Source organism: Novosphingobium sp. TK71, from assembly GCF_055361505.1.
Window position 1 is genome coordinate 140,261 of sequence record NZ_CM143962.1, and the last position, 15,222, is coordinate 155,482.

At 67.6% G+C, this 15,222-nt stretch carries 13 protein-coding genes; 11 read left to right on the forward strand and 2 right to left on the reverse strand.

The window, feature by feature from the left end:
* Positions 1 to 307: 307 nt before the first annotated feature.
* Genes ACXJ16_RS00655 through phoB form a run of 6 tightly spaced genes read left to right on the forward strand, consistent with a single transcriptional unit; the run spans position 308 to position 5,903 of the window.
* Positions 308 to 1,351, forward strand: a complete 1,044-nt coding sequence (locus ACXJ16_RS00655; protein WP_185996833.1) for a substrate-binding domain-containing protein — start codon at positions 308 to 310, stop codon at positions 1,349 to 1,351.
* 37 nt (positions 1,352 to 1,388) lie between these two features.
* Positions 1,389 to 2,762 carry a phosphate ABC transporter permease subunit PstC gene (pstC, locus tag ACXJ16_RS00660; protein ID WP_324696477.1) on the forward strand — a complete coding sequence of 458 codons (1,374 nt, stop codon included), beginning with the start codon at positions 1,389 to 1,391 and terminating at the stop codon, positions 2,760 to 2,762.
* A complete protein-coding gene (pstA, locus tag ACXJ16_RS00665) occupies positions 2,755 to 3,708 on the forward strand; it encodes a phosphate ABC transporter permease PstA (protein ID WP_132469284.1) in 954 nt (317 codons plus the stop codon). The genes pstC and pstA overlap by 8 nt, the downstream gene beginning before the upstream one ends.
* Positions 3,709 to 3,712: 4 nt before the next feature.
* Positions 3,713 to 4,474 (forward strand): phosphate ABC transporter ATP-binding protein PstB, encoded by a 762-nt coding sequence (gene pstB / locus ACXJ16_RS00670; protein ID WP_054439330.1) that lies wholly within the window; start codon positions 3,713 to 3,715, stop codon positions 4,472 to 4,474.
* Positions 4,475 to 4,524: 50 nt separating this feature from the next.
* Complete coding sequence (phoU, locus tag ACXJ16_RS00675; protein ID WP_054439332.1) at positions 4,525 to 5,220, forward strand: phosphate signaling complex protein PhoU; 696 nt, start codon at positions 4,525 to 4,527, stop codon at positions 5,218 to 5,220.
* Positions 5,217 to 5,903, forward strand: a complete 687-nt coding sequence (phoB, locus tag ACXJ16_RS00680) for a phosphate regulon transcriptional regulator PhoB (RefSeq protein WP_054439334.1) — start codon at positions 5,217 to 5,219, stop codon at positions 5,901 to 5,903. The genes phoU and phoB overlap by 4 nt, the downstream gene beginning before the upstream one ends.
* 29 nt (positions 5,904 to 5,932) lie before the next feature.
* Here the strand turns inward: phoB and ACXJ16_RS00685 are convergent, their stop codons facing one another.
* A complete protein-coding gene (locus ACXJ16_RS00685; RefSeq protein WP_185996836.1) occupies positions 5,933 to 6,799 on the reverse strand; it encodes a helix-turn-helix domain-containing protein in 867 nt (288 codons plus the stop codon).
* A 140-nt stretch (positions 6,800 to 6,939) separates the two neighbouring features.
* Between ACXJ16_RS00685 and pobA the strand changes: the two genes are divergently transcribed.
* The 5 genes from pobA to mdoH all read left to right on the forward strand — a co-directional run bounded on the left by pobA (position 6,940) and on the right by mdoH (position 14,279).
* Entirely contained in the window at positions 6,940 to 8,109 is a 1,170-nt protein-coding gene (pobA, locus tag ACXJ16_RS00690; RefSeq protein WP_324696469.1) for a 4-hydroxybenzoate 3-monooxygenase, read from the forward strand.
* Positions 8,110 to 8,387: 278 nt separating this feature from the next.
* Positions 8,388 to 9,632, forward strand: a complete 1,245-nt coding sequence (locus ACXJ16_RS00695) for a TolC family protein (RefSeq protein ID WP_324696467.1) — start codon at positions 8,388 to 8,390, stop codon at positions 9,630 to 9,632.
* A complete protein-coding gene (locus ACXJ16_RS00700; RefSeq protein ID WP_185996839.1) occupies positions 9,625 to 10,800 on the forward strand; it encodes an efflux RND transporter periplasmic adaptor subunit in 1,176 nt (391 codons plus the stop codon). Before ACXJ16_RS00695 ends, ACXJ16_RS00700 begins: the two co-directional genes overlap by 8 nt.
* A gap of 126 nt (positions 10,801 to 10,926) precedes the next feature.
* Complete coding sequence (locus ACXJ16_RS00705) at positions 10,927 to 12,462, forward strand: OpgD/OpgG family glucan biosynthesis protein (RefSeq protein WP_463920987.1); 1,536 nt, start codon at positions 10,927 to 10,929, stop codon at positions 12,460 to 12,462.
* Positions 12,459 to 14,279 (forward strand): glucans biosynthesis glucosyltransferase MdoH, encoded by a 1,821-nt coding sequence (mdoH, locus tag ACXJ16_RS00710; RefSeq protein WP_054436339.1) that lies wholly within the window; start codon positions 12,459 to 12,461, stop codon positions 14,277 to 14,279. Before ACXJ16_RS00705 ends, mdoH begins: the two co-directional genes overlap by 4 nt.
* A 12-nt stretch (positions 14,280 to 14,291) precedes the next feature.
* Here the strand turns inward: mdoH and ACXJ16_RS00715 are convergent, their stop codons facing one another.
* Positions 14,292 to 15,179: a LysR substrate-binding domain-containing protein gene (locus ACXJ16_RS00715; protein WP_185996842.1), complete on the reverse strand. Its 888-nt coding sequence runs from the start codon at positions 15,177 to 15,179 to the stop codon at positions 14,292 to 14,294.
* Positions 15,180 to 15,222 lie beyond the last annotated feature (43 nt).

A 15,222-nucleotide genomic window follows, 5' to 3' on the forward strand; every position in this document is an offset into this window, starting at 1 on the left:
GAGTTTCTCATCGACACGGGCGGGAAACAATCCCGACACGTCGCGCAGGAGAGGCGCCGGGCCGCAGCGCGACTCCGGAACCGGCGGCTGAACGGCCGGGCGCCTCCCTGCGCGACGTCTCACGATTGTCATCCTGCTGACCCGGCCGAGGCCCAGAACAGGTTCGCGGCGCCTGGCCGGGTGGCGGTTCGAAGCGCTGGAACCCCAGCATTTGCGTGACTTGCCGAGTTATGTCACTTCATTGTCATGGAAGTGTCATGCTATCCCAATAGGGGCGTCGCAGAAGAAATCCCAAGGGGTCAAATCCATGCGTCCGACCAAGACAATCATTGTTGCCGCCGTTTCCGTGCTGGCCCTGAGCGCCTGTGGCGGTTCGGGCGGCTCCACCGCGGGTTCGCGCAATTTCGTGCGAGCCGTGGGCTCCTCCACCGTGGCGCCTTTCGCCAACGTCATTGCCGAACAGTATGCGAAGACCGGCGCGCAGTCCCCGGTGGTCGAATCGACCGGCACCGGCGCCGGCATGAAGCTGTTCTGCGCGGGCGTCGGCGCCCAGCACCCCGACGTCGAGGATGCCTCGCGCCGCATCAAGAAGTCGGAATTCGAGGAATGCCGAAAGAACGGCGTGACCGAGATCGTCGAGATCCAGGTCGGCCTTGACGGCATCGCCTTTGCCGAGGGCAAGAACGGCCCCGGCATGAAGCTGACCCCGACCGACGTCTACAAGGCGCTGGCTGCCAATCCCTATGGCAAGCCGAACACCGCCAAGACCTGGAAGGACGTGAATCCGTCGCTCCCGAACGAGCCGATCCTGGTCTATGGCCCGCCTTCGACTTCGGGCACGCGCGATGCTCTCAAGGAACTGATCCTCGAAGCAGGCTGCAAGACCGATGCCGTGACCGCCGCGCTCAAGGAAACCGCCAAGGACAAGTACGAGGCGATCTGCCACGACATCCGCGAGGACGGCCCTTATGTGGACGCCGGCGAGAATGACAACCTGATCGTCCAGAAGATCTCGCAGAACCCCAAGGCGATCGGCATCTTCGGCTTCTCGTTCCTCGAGGAAAACACCGGCACCATCAAGGGCATCACCATGTCCGGGATCGAGCCGACCTACGCCACCATTTCCGATTTCACCTATCCCGGCGCCCGTCCGCTCTACATCTACGTGAAGAAGCAGCACCTCGGCCCGATCAAGGACCTCCAGGGCTACGTGGCCGAATGGGCCAAGTCGTGGGGCCCCGACGGTTCGCTCAAGGCCAAGGGCATGGTGATCGCGCCTGAGGACGTGCGCCGCAAGAGCGCCGAGATCGCCGCCAAGATGACCGTGCTCGACCCGGCCGAACTGAAGTAATCACCTTGGACGACTGGGACGCGAAGGGCGGCCATTCATGATTCTCACCGGAGTTCTCCTGGCCGTCCTCGGCCTCGGTCTCGTCGGCTGGTTTGCCGCACGGGGCCGGGCCCGGCTGCTCCATACCGGCCGGGGCTCGATGCATTCGATGCCCGGCTATCACGCATGGCACGTCGCCCTGTGGATCGTCATCCCGGCGCTGGTCGCCTGGGGGGCGTGGCAGGCGATCATGCCTGGCCTCGTGGACGGGGCGGTCATGGCCGACCCCGCCGCGCAGCAGCTTCCCGCCGATGCGATGAGCCGCGCGGCGATCCTTGCCGAAGCGAAGACCATCGCCGACAATCCCGATGCGGTGGCGTTCAATCCGCTGTCCAACAGCCTGTCCGTCCCGGTCCGCGAGGCGCATGGCCGCTTCGGGCTGATCGGCGGGCTGCTGGTGGCGATCGTCGCGCTGGCCGGCGGCGGCTGGGCCTTCACCCGCATCCGGGCCGGCTATCCCGCGCGCACCCGCGTGGAACGCGGCGTGCTGGGACTGCTGCTGATCGCCTCGCTGATGGCGGTTCTGACCACGTTCGGCATCGTCGCCTCGCTGGTGTTCGAGGCCGGGATGTTCTTCAAGGACGTTTCGCCGATCGCGTTCCTCACCGGCACGCACTGGTCGCCCGGCAATGCACGGCCGGACAACCTGGCCGACAGCTTCGGCGCGGTGCCGCTGTTCTGGGGCACGATCTACATAGGCGCGATCATCGCCATGATCGTGGCGATCCCATTGGGCCTGATGAGCGCGGTCTACCTCACGCAATATGCCTCGGGCACGATCCGCAAGTGGCTGAAGCCCATGCTGGAGATCCTCGCGGGCATTCCCACGGTGGTCTACGGCTACTTCGCCGCGCTGACGGTGGCGCCGATCTTCCGCGACTTTGCAGGTTCGCTCGGCATGTCCAACCCGTCTACCGAGAGCGCGCTGGCTGCCGGCGTCGTCATGGGCGTGATGATCATTCCCTTCGTCTCCTCGATGGCGGACGATGCTCTGGCTGCCGTGCCCCGCGCGATGAGCGACGGTTCGCTGGCGCTGGGCGCCACCAAGTCGGAAACGATCAAGAAAGTGCTGCTGCCCGCCGCGCTCCCCGGCATCGTCGCCGGCGTGATGCTGGCGATCAGCCGCGCCATCGGCGAGACCATGATCGTCGTCATGGCCGCGGGCGCTGCCGCGAACCTTTCGGCCAATCCCTTCGCCTCGATGACCACGGTCACCTACCAGATCGTGCAGATGCTGACCGGCGACCAGGAATTCAACAGCCCCAAGACCCTGTCCGCCTTCGCGCTGGGCCTGGTGCTGTTCATCGTCACGCTCATCCTCAACATCATCGCGCTGCGCGTGGTGAAGCGCTTCCGGGAAGCTTATGAGTAACGCATCTCTCAGTGACGCGCGCGGGGGCACCGCCGGGGGCGCCGTCCCCCACGGCACCCACGGCAATGCACGCTGGCAAACGCCCGAGGCATTGCGCCGGATTTCCCGCCGCAATGCCTCCGAGCGCCGCTTCAAGCTGATCGGTCTTGGCGCGATCGTCCTCAGCCTCGCCTTCCTGGCGCTGCTGCTGGTCATCATGCTGAAGAACGGCCTCGGCGGGCTGGACTGGAACTTCCTCTCCGGCTCCGATTCAACCGATCCCGACGTCGCCGGCGTCTGGGGGGCGGCCAAGGGTTCGCTGCTGACGATGCTCGTCACCCTGCTGCTCTCGTTCCCGATGGGCGTGCTGGCGGCGATCTACCTCGAGGAATTCGCTCCCCGCGCGCGCTGGATCGAATGGGTCGAAGTCTCGATCAACAACCTCGCGGCGGTGCCCTCGATCATCTTCGGCCTGCTGGGCCTTGCGGTGTTCATCAACACGCTGGGCATGCCGCGCTCCTCGCCGCTGGTCGGCGGCCTCACGCTGGCGCTGATGACGATGCCGGTCATCGTCATCTCGGGCCGCAACGCGATCAAGGCGGTGCCGCCCTCGATCCGCGACGCCGCGCTGGCGATCGGGGCGAGCAAGATGCAGACGGTGTTCCACCACGTCCTGCCGCTTGCGCTGCCCGGCATCCTCACCGGCACCATCATCGGCATGGCCCGCGCGCTGGGTGAAACCGCGCCGCTGCTGATGATCGGCATGCGCGCCTTCGTCGTCACCCCGCCGGGCGGGATCACCGATCCCTCCAGCGTGCTGCCGATGCAGATCTTCCTGTGGTCTGACGAGATCGACGCCGGTTTCGTCCAGAACACTTCCGCTGCGATCATCGTCCTGCTGGTTTTCCTGCTGGCGATGAACGGCCTCGCGATTTACCTTCGAAACAAGTTCGAAGTGCGTTGGTAGAGACATGACAAAAGCCAAACTCACCGCCCGTAACGTCGACGTGTTCTACGGCCCCAAAAAGGCCATCAACAACGTCTCTATCGAGATCGACAACGGCCTCGTCACCGCATTCATCGGCCCGTCGGGCTGCGGCAAGTCGACGTTCCTGCGTTCGCTGAACCGCATGAACGACACGATCGCGGATGCCCGCGTCACCGGCGAGATCCTGCTGGACGGCGAGGACATCTACGCCGCCTCGATGGACCCGGTGGCCCTGCGCGCCCGCGTCGGCATGGTGTTCCAGAAGCCGAACCCGTTCCCCAAGTCGATCTACGAGAACATCGCCTATGGCCCGCGCATCCACGGCCTGGCGCCGTCCAGGGCGGACCTCGACGGGATCATCGAAAGCTCGCTGACCAAGGCGGGCCTGTGGGACGAGGTGAAGGACCGCCTGCAGGAGCCCGGCACCGCGCTGTCGGGCGGCCAGCAGCAGCGCCTGTGCATCGCCCGCGCCATTGCCGTCAGCCCGGAAGTGATCCTGATGGACGAGCCGTGCTCCGCGCTCGACCCGATCGCCACCGCGCGCATCGAGGAACTGATCGACGAGTTGAAGGACACTTACGCCATCGTCATCGTCACGCACTCGATGCAGCAGGCCGCGCGCGTTTCGCAGCGCACGGCGTTCTTCCACCTCGGCAACCTGGTGGAATATGGCGACACCAGCCAGATCTTCACTACCCCGCGCGAGGAAAAGACCAAGGACTATATCACCGGCCGCTACGGCTGATCGGCCCGCCGCCGGTGCTATAAGTCAGGGAAATTCAGGGAAGACACCAAATGGTCGATCATACAGTCAAGGCCTTCGACAGCGAGATCGGGCAGCTTCGCGGCCTCGTCGCCGAAATGGGCGGGCTCGCCGAAGTCGCGATCCGCGACGCCATCGTCGCGCTCACGCAGCATGACGAGGAACTCGCCGCGCAAGTCGTCGCGGCCGATGCGCGCCTCGATGCGCTGGAAGCCGAAGTGGACCGGCTCGCCGTCCGCACGATCGCGCTGCGCGCGCCCATGGCCGACGATCTGCGCGACGTGATCGCCGCGCTGAAGATCTCCGGCGTGATCGAGCGCATCGGCGACTATGCGAAGAACATCGCCAAGCGCGTGAATGCGCTGGAAAACCGGGGCAAGATCGAGCCGCTCGAACTGGTGCCGATGATGGCCGAGATCGCCGAGGGCATGGTCCGCGACGTGCTCAATGCCTATGGCTCGCGCGATGCCGCGCTGGCGCAGGAAGTGATCCGCCGCGACGAGAAGCTGGACCAGTTCTACAACACGCTGTTCCGCTCGCTGCTGACCCACATGATGGAGAACCCGGCGACGATTTCCAGCGCCGCGCAGCTTCTCTTCATCGCCCGCAACCTCGAACGCATCGGCGATCACGCCACCAATGTCGCCGAAATGGTCTACTATGCCGCGACCGGCGAATACCACGCCGAGCGCGACAGCCAGACCGACGATACAAGGGACCTGCCGTGAACCCTTCCGTCCTTGTCGTCGAAGACGACCGCGCCCTTTGCGAACTGCTCACCTGGAACCTCAGCGCCGAAGGATACCAGGTGCGCAGCACCGGCGACGGCGAGGAAGCCCTGCTGATGGTGCAGGAACAGGTGCCCGATGCCATCATTCTTGACTGGATGATCGAGCATGTGCCCGGCATCGAGGTCTGCCGCCAGCTTCGCAAGGACAAGGACACGGCGCAGATCCCGATCCTCATGCTCACCGCCCGCGGCGAGGAGGAGGACCGCATCCGCGGCCTCAAGACCGGCGCGGACGACTATGTGACCAAGCCGTTCTCCCCGCGCGAACTGCTGGCCCGTATCGAGGCGCTGCTGCGCCGCGCCCGGCCTTCGCTGGCGGGCAACGTGCTCCAGTGGGGCGACATCGAGCTGGACGCCACCAGCCACCGCGTGCGCCGCGGCGGCGAGGCACTGCACCTCGGCCCCACCGAATTCCGCCTGCTGCGCTACTTCATGGAACGCCCGAACCGGGTGGTCTCGCGCCAGCAGATCCTTGACGGGGTCTGGGGCATGGACTCCGACATCGACGAGCGCACGGTGGACGTTCACATCCGCCGGTTGCGCAAGGCGATCAACCGCGACGGTGACACCGATCCGATCCGCACCGTGCGCGCCGCCGGCTACGCGATGGACGTCACCTGACCTGACGGGAGGGTGAGGGCCGGGCGCCCTCATTCTCCATGGGCGTGAGTGGACTTGTCGAGGTGCGGGCGATGCCCCGTCATCCGCAAGTAGAACCGCGAGAAGTACGACGGGTCCGAGAAGCCCAGTTCGTTCGAGACCTGCACCACGCTGGCATTGGCGAAGCAGAGCAGGCGCTGCGCTTCCAGGGCAAGGCGGGCGTGAAGCAGTTCCTGCGGCGAGCAATCCAGCTTTGCACGGCACAGGCGGGTGAGGGTGCGCGTGGTCATGCCCAGCCGCTGCGCATACCAGCCGATCGGCAGCTGGTCCCGAAAGTGCAGTTCCACGAGGTGGCGCAGGCGCGAGAGGCGCAGGTCGCTGCCGTGGTCGCCGCCGTCGGCCTCGATCTCCGGCACCAGCGAGCGCAGCAGGGCTTCCGCCATGGCCAGGAACAGGCCGCTCGGCCGCCGCCAGTCCTGCGTGATGCCCAGCATTTCGGCGGACAGGAATTCCACCCGATCCTGCACCTCCGCCGGCGTCATCCCGGCGCGCCCGTGCGTGAGGGCATGCAGCATCGGATCCGCGTCGCCGCTGCGGCGCTGCGCGAAGCCGCTCGACAGCGTCAGCACGTAGCCGACCGTTTCCGGCCGGAAACGGAAGCCATGGACGCTGCCCACCGGCACGACGATGTGGCACGGCCCCTCCAGCGTCTCGGTGACATTGTCGATCGTGAGCGTGACCTGTCCCTTCGATACCAGCATGACCTGCACGCTGCGCACATGGCGATGCGGTGCGATTTCCCAGTCGTGCAAGGAACTTCGGGCCGCGATCGTCTCGATATGACCGAATTCCGGCGAGCTGTCGGGTATGTCCTCGCCATAGAGGACATAAGAGGGGACGGGCCGGGCTGTTGTCATGGCATGTCTCGAAAGTACCGGAAGAATGGCCGTCCGGTGCATTCCGCCAGGTGGCGGCGCCTGTCAATCCCAAGGGCGAAGCGAGGCTCCCCCGCAAGAGGAGCGAGAGCCCGCAGGTCTGAAATTGGGAGAATGCGAACATGCGCACTCAAGTCGCCATCGTCGGGGCCGGCCCGGCCGGTCTTCTGCTCGGACACCTACTGCGGGCCGAGGGCATCGACTGTGTCGTCGTCGAGCGGCAGACCGGCGAATATGTCCTCTCCCGCATCCGCGCCGGCGTGCTCGAACAGGGCACCGTCGCACTGATGGAGCGCCTCGGCCTCGATGCCCGGATGAAGGCCGAAGGGCTGCCGCATGACGGGTTCAACCTGGCCGACGGCGAACGCCTGATCCGCATCGACATCAAGGCGCTGACCGGCAAGCAGGTCATGGTCTACGGGCAGACCGAACTCACGCGCGACCTGATGGAAGCGAGCGAGGAACGCGGCCTCGAAGTGATCTACCAGGCCGTCGATGTCGCCCTGCACGATATCGAGAGCGACGCGCCTTTCGTGACGTACGCGAAGGACGGCACGGAGCACCGCATCGACGCGCGCTTCATCGTCGGCTGCGACGGTTTCCACGGTCCCTCGCGCGCGGCGATCCCGGCCAGCGTCGGCCAGACTTTCGAGCGCGTCTATCCCTTCGGCTGGCTCGGCATCCTGGCCGATGTGCCGCCGTGCAATCACGAACTGATCTATGCGCACCACGAACGCGGCTTCGCGCTCGCCTCGCAGCGCAGCCACACGCGCAGCCGCTATTATATCGACGTGCCGCTGACCGAGAAGCTGGAGGACTGGAGCGACGAGCGCATCTGGGACGAACTCTCGATCCGCCTCGGCCCCGATGCCGCCGCGCACATCACGCGCGGCCCTTCCATCGAAAAGTCGATCGCGCCGCTGCGCTCCTTCGTGTTCGAGCCGATGCGGCACGGCAGCCTGCTCCTCTGCGGCGATTCCGCGCATATCGTGCCGCCCACCGGCGCCAAGGGCCTCAACCTTGCCGCCAGCGACGTCTACTACGCCTGCGAGGCGCTCGGCGCGTTCTTCAAGGCGGGCGACAACGACGCCGTGGCGGGCTACTCGGCCAAGGCGCTGCGCCGGGTCTGGGCTTCTGAACGGTTCAGCTGGTCGCTCACCAAGCTCATGCACCGCTTCCCCGACGATGGCCCCTTCGAGCGCCGGATGCAGCTTGCCGAGCTCGACTATATCGCATCGAGCGAACACGCCCGGCGGGTGATCGCCGAGAACTACGTGGGGCTTCCGGTCTAGGTCGTAAACTGGCGGAGCCCCTGCTCGCCGGCCCACGCCGCCTGACCGCGAAGCATTTCGACAACTCTCTTCCGTCCCGTGCGTTCGGTTCCCGAAGCCGAATGCACGGGAGGATGGGACGTTCGATGAATTACGGTCTGGCCAGCGGGAAAACGGGCGCCGAAAGGGATGTTCCGGCCTGCGGCGGCGATGGGGTTTTACCCCGAACTGCAAGAAGTTGGTGCCTTCGCATACGCAGCACGATTGCCTCAGCGAACATTGCTGCTATCGCAGCCAACGTGCGAAACCATGCTGTCATAAGCCGCGCGGGCGGCCCGCTCGTACTGGCGCTGGCCGGTGCGCTGCCCCGTTCGTTGCCCCGTGCCCTGGCCGCTACGGTGCCACTTGCGCTGGCCGCCTGCGCCACGCCGCAGGCGCCCGAAGTTCACGCCAGCCTGTCGCTGGCGCCCCCCGTGGAAGCGCCGACCGATGGGGACTGGTGGAAATCGGCAGGCGATCCGCTGCTCGCGAACCTCGTGGAGCGGGGCCTTGCCGCAGATGGCGATCTGGCCTGCCGGGCCGCGCGGCTTCACCAGCAGGAGGAAAGCGACGCGGCGGCTTCGCGGCGGCTTGCCGGGAAGGTCCGCGCGCTGGTGGGCAAGGACGAGGCGCCCGAGCGTGACGCTGCCCGCTCCGCCTGGGCCTATGCCTATGCGCAGGCCCGCGCCGACCGCGCCAGCGAAGTGGCGCAGGCCTATGTGCAGGTCCGCAGGCTCCAGCTGATCCTCGTGCTGCGGACAGAGCGGCTCGACCAGTTCCGCGACAATGCGGTGATCGCCGAGTTCCGCCGCCAGGCCGGGCTCGTCACCGCGATCGACGGCGGGCTGGGCAACAGCATGGCCGGCGTGGTCGATGCCGATGTCGCTTCCACGCGCGCCCGCTTCGATGCCGCGCGCGCCGCGCTTGCGGCGATGACCGGGATGGACGGCGATGCCCTGCTGACCGCGCTCGGCGAAAGCGCCGAGATTCCCGCTTTCCCGCCGGGCACCGCGCCCGCCCCCGATGCTCCGCTTCACCGGGCGGACCTCATGGCCCTGCGCAGCCGCCTCGAATCCAGCCTTGCGCACGAAAAGGTGACGCAGGAGCAGCTCGACGCGGCGCGTGCCGACCCGGATGGCGCGGCCGTGCCGCCGTCCTTGCGGGAGGCGATTCGCAAGCTCGACAAGACGCAGGCCGATGCCCGCGCCGAGATCGCGTCCGCGCGTCAGGCGCTTGCCGCATTCGGCCCCCGAGAAGCCGCGCTGGCCGATGCGGCCGCGCAGGCGAAGCGCGCGGTTACCGATGCGCGCGCGGCCTATCGCGCCGGTTTCGGCGATTTCGCCACGCTCTACGTCACCGAGGCGGCAGCACTGGCCGCCGAAGAGGCGCGGGTTTCGCTCCATGCCGACCGCGCGGCGGCGGTGATTCGCCTGCACAGGCTGGAAGGCGCGGGCTGGTCCGCCGCCGACCTCGAACCGCCGGTGGGGGGCGCGGCCTGTGACTGAAGCCGAAACGGGCGTACTCGATACATTCCTGGGCGCGGGCAACCGGCGCGGGCGGGGGCACAAGCTCAGCCTCGCGCTGCTGGCGCTGGCGGTGATCGCCTCGATCTTCCTGCTGATGCGGTTCCTGGGCGGCACCGATTCTCCTTATTACACCGCCCTGGTCGAACGCGGCGACGTGACGCCGCTGGTGTCCGAGCGAGGCACCGTCCACGGCAGCGGCGAAGTCGTGCTGGCGGCGGCGCTGGACGGCACCGTCACGGCGGAAGGCGTTCCGGCCGGCGGCAAGGTGGAGGAAGGGCAAGTCCTTGCCACCATCGACGCCGAGCCCCTGCGCAGCACGCTCGCCGCGGACCGTGCGCTGGTGTCCGCCGCCGAATCCGACCTTGCGGCCGCCCGCGCCGCGCGCGAGGAGGCGGCGGCCAAGCTCGGCCGGTTCGAGGATGTCTGGCGGCGCTCCGGCCACCGGGTTCCCGCGATCAACGAACTCGAAGGTGCGCGCGGCGCCGTGGAACGTGCCGGCCGCGAGGTTTCCGCCGCCGAAGCCCGGCTTTCCGCCGCAAGAAGCAGCCTGAAGGCCGATAGCGAGAAGCTGGCCTCCGCCGTGGTCCGCGCGCCGTTCTCGGGCTTCGTGGTCGATCGCAACATCAGCAACGGCCAGCGCGTCCGCACCGGGATGCGCCTGTTCACGCTGGCGGCCAGCGACGAGACGCTGGAGATCGAGGTCCCGCTGGCCAAGGCCGGCAATGCCGAGATCGGCACCGGCACGGTCGCGCGGGTGCGGCTGGATGCGATGCCGGACGAAGCGCAGCAGGCCACGCTGGCGCGCGTGCTGGTAGACCGCGCCGATGCGCCGGGTTCGCGCCGCGCGGCGTTCACGCTGGAAAATCCGGCGCAGACCGTTCGCCCCGGCATGGCCGCCACGGTCGAGATCGCCCTGCCGCCGCGCAAGGGCGTGATGCTGGTGCCCGATGCCGCGCTGACCTTCGAACCGGAAAACTCGGCTGATCGCAGCAGGGCGCGCATTTATCTCGTTTCGGCGGACGGAGAGCCGCGCCGGGTCTATGTTGCGACCGGCGCGGGCGATGGCAAGCGCACCGAAGTCATCGCGAACGACCTCAAGCCTGGCGACGAGGTCATCATCGGATGGCGCAACCCGCCTGCTCGCTGAGACTGCCCGGCTCCCCGAAATCGCCGGCAAGACCGCGCGCCGGGGGCTGCACAACAGAAGGACCTTCACGACGCGGACGAAACTTTGCTTTCGTCCAAGCGTATTGACCGCATGAAGCGAATTAACATGAGGGACGCAGGCACGATCGCGACCGAGGTCGCAAACAGATCGATCGCCCGGCGCGAATTTTCCGGACTTGTGGCCGCGCTCGCCGGTTTCGTGGCCCTGCCGCCGATGGCGCGGGCCGCGGCGCAGCCCCGCTTCGCCCCCGCGCGTCCGTTTTCGTGGGACGTTCTGGTCCAGCAGGCGCGCGCTCTGGCCGCACGGCCATGGGCGGAGCCGCAAGTCTCGCCCCATGCGGTTGCCGATTTCGATGCGGTGGGCAAGCTCACATATGGCCCGGCACAGGCGCTCGGCGGCGATGTCAGGCTGTTTCCCACGGCGCGGGGAACATCGCCCCATGCGGTGACGCTGCATCTGGTGGAGAACGGCTCCGCGCGGCAGCTCGTCGATGCGCGCGGGTTGTTCGTGGGCGGCAAGCAGGCCGATCCCGCAGGTTTCCGCGTCATGACGCAGGACCAGCATTCGGACTGGCTGGCCTTCCTCGGCGCTTCCTATTTCCGCTCCTCCGGTTCGCGCGACCAGTACGGGCTTTCCGCGCGCGGCATCGCGGTGGACACCGCCTTGCCCAAGGCCGAGGAATTCCCCGCCTTCACCGAGTTCTGGATCGAGAATCTCGGGCCTGACCGGGTGCGCATCCATGCCCTGCTCGACGGGCCGAGCGTGACGGGCGCCTATGCCTTCGATTGCCGCAAGGGCACCGCGGGGGTGACGCAGGACATTCGCGCGGCGCTGTTCTTCCGCCGCGATGTCGAGCGGCTGGGCGCCGCGCCGATCACCAGCATGTTCTGGTACGATCAGTCCGATTCCGCCAGGCGCGCGGACTGGCGCCCGGAAATCCACGATTCCGACGGGCTCGCCATATGGTCCGGCAGCGGGGAGCGCATCTGGGTGCCGCTGTCCAACCCCGCGGCGAACCGCACGAATGCCTTGCGGGCGGACCATGTGAAGGGCTTCGGCCTGCTCCAGCGCGACCAGGCGTTCGACCACTATCAGGACGACGGCGCCTTCTACGACCGCCGCCCCTCGCTCTGGGTGGAGCCGCAGGGAGACTGGGGCGCAGGCACGGTCATGTTCTACCGCATGCCCACGGGCAGCGAGACGCAGGACAACGTGGCCGCCTTCTGGGTTTCCGACCAGCCGGCGAAGGCGGGGCAGGGCCGCGAATTCACCTATCGCCTCACCTGGACCTCCCAGGATCCGACGGCGGGCACGGCGGCGCGCTGCGTCGATAGCTGGCAGGGCGCGGCGGGGCGGCCCGGCGACGAGCCCGTCTCGCAGGAGGCGCGCAAGTTCGTGTTCGATTTCGATGGTCCCGCGCTCAGGGGCCTTGGCCGCGACAGCGGCGTGACCGCGGCGACCAACCTGCCGCCCAAGGCCCTGCTTCACGCCGCCGCCTATCCGGTGGCGGGGCAGGACGGGCGCTGGCGGGTCACGCTCGACGTGCGGCCTGCGGCCGTGCCCTCGCCTGAATTCAGGCTCTATCTGAAGCGCGGGGATCAGGCGCTCAGCGAAACGGTAATACAGGGAGTCCAGCCATGAACCGCGCCTTGAGCCCGCTTCCGCCCGAAGCGCCGCTGGCCATGCCGGTGCAGGACCTGGACGGCATCGCGCCGGGCACCATCGCCGTTGCCACCAGTCCGCACGGGATGCTGGTGAAGCGCCTGCTGCTGATCGCGCTGACCGCGATGATCGGCCTTGCCGCCTCCAGCGAAGTGCGTTTCGCCTTCTCGCGCGATGGGCTCGACGCGATCGAAGTGATCCTGCTGCTGTTCTTCGTGCCGCTGTTCTGCTGGATCTCGTTCGGCTTCGTCACTGCGACGATCGGCTTCCTCCAGCTCATCAGCGGCAAGCATCCCGGCTTTACCGCGATCCCCAGCCCGGCATCCTCGCTGCGGCATCGCACCGCCGTGCTCATGCCGGTCTATAACGAGAGCGTCGAGGCCACGTTCGGCCGCGTGCGGGCGATGACCAATTCGATTGCGGCTTCGGGCGCGGCGGAGTGGATCGACTTCTTCGTGCTCAGCGATTCCAACGCCTTCCACGGCAAGCGCGAGGAAGCCGCCTGGCGCGAACTCGCCGCCGAGGCGCCGATCGCGCTCTATTACCGCCGCCGCGAGAAGAACATCGCGCGCAAGCCCGGCAATATCGCCGAATGGGTCCAGCGCTTCGGCGGCGCTTACGAGAACATGCTGATCCTCGATGCGGACTCGCTGATGAGCGGCGATGCCATCGTCGGCATGGCCGCGATCATGGAGGAGCGCCCCTCGATCGGCCTGCTCCAGACCGTGCCGATGATCATCAACGCCAAGACGGTGTTCCAGCGCTGGATGCGCTTCGCCAGCGAGGCCTACGGGCCGATCGCCTCGGCGGGGCTGCTCTGGTGGTCGGGCGCGGAATCGAACTTCTGGGGCCACAACGCCATCGTCCGCACGCGCGCCTTCGCCGAAGCCTGCGGCTTGCCCGAACTGCCGGGCAAGGCGCCGTTCGGCGGGCACATCCTCAGCCATGACATGCTGGAATCCGCGCTCCTGCGCCGCCGGGGCTGGGCCGTCCACATGGTCATGATCGACGGCAGCTACGAGGAATTCCCGCCCACCATCGTCGATCACGCGATCCGTGACCGGCGCTGGATGCAGGGCAACCTCCAGCACTTGCGCCTGCTCGATGCATCGGGCCTGCACTGGGTGAGCCGCCTGCACCTGCTGATCGGCGCATCGGCCTATCTCACCTCGCCGGGCTGGCTGCTGCTGCTGCTGACGTCCATCGCGCAGGCCGCGGCCAGCAAGGGCGGCCAGCTTCTGGGCGTGGGCACCCCGCCGAGCGTGCTGTGGCTTACCGTGCTGCTGCTGTTCGGTCCCAAGCTGATGGGGACGATCTGGGTTCTGGCCGACGGGACGCGCCGCCGCAGCTTCGGCGGCTTCGGCGGCGTCCTGCGCTCGGTCGCGCTGGAAGTGCCGCTGGCGATCCTGCTGGCGCCGGTGACGATGGTGATGCAGGTCAAGGCGCTGTTCGGCCTTGCGCTGGGCATTCCGGCGCACTGGAACACGCAGGAGCGCGATGCCCGCCGCATTTCGGTGCGCGAAGTGTTGCCGGACCTCAAGGAGCACATCGCGCTCGGCCTCGTCTTTGCGGCCACGGCATTCATCGATCCGGTGACGGCGCTGTGGCTTTCGCCGCTGACGCTGGGCCTGCTCGCCTCGCCCTGGCTCATCAGCCTGACGTCGAGCCAGCAGCTTGGCGAACGGGCGGAGCGCCACGGTTGCTTCGCCGTTCCCGCTTCGACGATCGACGATCCGGTCGAACACGCCAACGACGATATTCAGGAGGGCGGCACGCCCCCGCTGGTCATCGGGTAGTCTGCACCTGGGTCAGGCGCTGGCTTCGGCCAGCCTTGCGGGCAACTGCGCGCGCAAGTGCGCCACCAGCGCGCTGACTTTGGGGGAGAGGTGCCGGCGCTGCGGATAGACCGCCCAGATCGGCTCTTCTTCCGGCGCCAGCGCCGCCAGCACCGGCTCCAGTCTTCCGGCGGCCACACGGTCGCCGAGGTAGAACGCCGGTAGCTGGCAAATGCCCATCCCCGCCAGCGCCGCTTCCAGCAGGGCATTGCCGCTGTTGCAGCGCCAGCGTCCTTGCGGGCGAAAGGTCCGGCCGCCCCGGAAATGCCACTGCGCCGCCGAGCCGACGAGGCATTCGTGGCGGGAAAGGTCGGCGATATCGGAAGGACGCCCCCGCGCGTCGAGGTAGGCGGGCGAGGCCAGCGTCACCAATGTCCGCGAGGCGACGCGGGTGGCCACCAGCCGCGAGTCCTCCAGATGGCCGGTGCGGATCGCCAGATCGTAGCCATCGGCGATCAGGTCCACCAGCGAGTTGTCGAGGTCCAGCGTCACCGAGATCGCCGGATAGGCCTGCGACAGTTCGCGCACCAGCGGCGCCACGAACTTCTCGCCCAGCGCATAGGAACAGGTGACGCGCAAATGCCCGCGCGGCTCGCCTTGCGAGGTGATGGCGGCGATGGCCTCGTCCCGTTCCTCGATCAGGCGGCGGCAGGTTTCGAGGAATATCTGCCCCGTCTCGGTCAGCCGCAGCGAGCGCGTGGTGCGGTGGAGCAGTTGCACCTGCAGGCGCGCCTCCAGCCGCGCCAGCGCCCGGCTCATGTGCGTAACCGAAGCGCCGTAGGCCTCGGCCGCCTGCGTGAAGCTGCCGAGGCGCGCCACGATCACGAACTCCTCGATACCGTCCCACTGGCCGAGCATCATTGTCCCCGTATGGTGATAATCCTTTTCAGAACGGCCGCTTTAT

Bases quoted from the DNA above. Each gene is read 5' to 3' on its own strand.
- ACXJ16_RS00685 (WP_185996836.1), bottom strand. From the start codon at position 6,799: ATGACAACAGCCCGGCCCGTCCCCTCTTATGTCCTCTATGGCGAGGAC.
- pobA (WP_324696469.1), top strand. From the start codon at position 6,940: ATGCGCACTCAAGTCGCCATCGTCGGGGCCGGCCCGGCCGGTCTTCTG.
- pstA (WP_132469284.1), top strand. From the start codon at position 2,755: ATGAGTAACGCATCTCTCAGTGACGCGCGCGGGGGCACCGCCGGGGGC.
- pstB (WP_054439330.1), top strand. From the start codon at position 3,713: ATGACAAAAGCCAAACTCACCGCCCGTAACGTCGACGTGTTCTACGGC.
- ACXJ16_RS00715 (WP_185996842.1), bottom strand. From the start codon at position 15,179: ATGATGCTCGGCCAGTGGGACGGTATCGAGGAGTTCGTGATCGTGGCG.
- phoU (WP_054439332.1), top strand. From the start codon at position 4,525: ATGGTCGATCATACAGTCAAGGCCTTCGACAGCGAGATCGGGCAGCTT.
- pstC (WP_324696477.1), top strand. From the start codon at position 1,389: ATGATTCTCACCGGAGTTCTCCTGGCCGTCCTCGGCCTCGGTCTCGTC.
- ACXJ16_RS00705 (WP_463920987.1), top strand. From the start codon at position 10,927: ATGAGGGACGCAGGCACGATCGCGACCGAGGTCGCAAACAGATCGATC.
- mdoH (WP_054436339.1), top strand. From the start codon at position 12,459: ATGAACCGCGCCTTGAGCCCGCTTCCGCCCGAAGCGCCGCTGGCCATG.
- ACXJ16_RS00655 (WP_185996833.1), top strand. From the start codon at position 308: ATGCGTCCGACCAAGACAATCATTGTTGCCGCCGTTTCCGTGCTGGCC.